Annotated in this window: 1 pseudogene; it reads left to right on the forward strand. The window is 42.4% G+C overall.

Annotated elements, in window-relative coordinates:
• Positions 1-1,065: pseudogene (locus tag R7P67_RS26250) on the forward strand (type IV secretion protein Rhs); the annotation flags it as partial.

The following is a 1,065-nucleotide window of genomic DNA, read 5'->3' on the forward strand; positions in this document are numbered from 1 at the left end:
CGTTGGTGGTGGGATAAACAACAAAGATTAGTCGCTCATGAAGTAGATGGCACTTTACTTCGTTACAGTTATGGCGCTACCGATTTAGTTAATGGGATTGCGTATCCCGATGGATGTGTTGTCCAGATTTCCTATGATGATTACGGACGCCGCACATCGATAAGATATTTCAACGACGAAGACAAAGTCGGTTACAGTGAAGAGTACGCTTATGACGAGTTTAGTCGTGTTGCACAGATACAGACACCAGAAGGTGTCACGTCTTATCAATGGGGAGCTTTGGCTCAACAAGAAGCGGTAATCTTCCCTGATGGCAGCCATATTTCCTACGAGTACGATCAACAACGTAACCTAACGAAATTAGTTCGAAGTGATGGTCTAGAGTTTGAGTTTTTGTACGACAGCGAAGGTTTACTATCAGGTACCGTTGGATTTGATGGGCTACACAGCCAATTCAAATACGACTCTATGGGAAGAATCATCCGAAAAGATGTTGCAGATAGGACCGTTTTATACCGCTATGACGATGCTGGCTTTCTTCAGCATATTAAAGCGGGAAATGGAAAAAATATTGTAGAGAATCACTTTAACTATACGTTAGGTGGAAGACTGACTTTAGCCTCTAATCGTCATCAAACTCTACAGTATCAATATTCCTCATTTGGACATTTAACTAAGCGTATTCAAGGTCAATTTGAAATCGGTGAAGAGTTTAACCGAGTCGGACAGCGTGTTTCGCAAACCTTACCTGACAAGACGTCACTTAACTTTTCATACGACACCAATGGTAGGCTTTCCGAAATCCGGTTTAGCGATGACTCATTACCGAAAATTGAGTTCCAATATGATGTTATGGGGAGGCTTTCTGTCACTGAAACTGCGAGTTTCAAAGAGAGCAAACTTTACGACGGTGTCGGCCGATTAGTCGAGCAGCGATGGTCAGGTAGAGAAAAAAAATACATATACAATGCACAGAACCGAATCTCTTCAATTTTAGATAATACTGCAGGGGCAACTCACTATCAGTACGATACCCTCGGGCACGTTACAAAGGTTAGTGAAGCC

The sequence above is a fragment of the Vibrio sp. Vb0937 genome, from assembly GCF_033338855.1.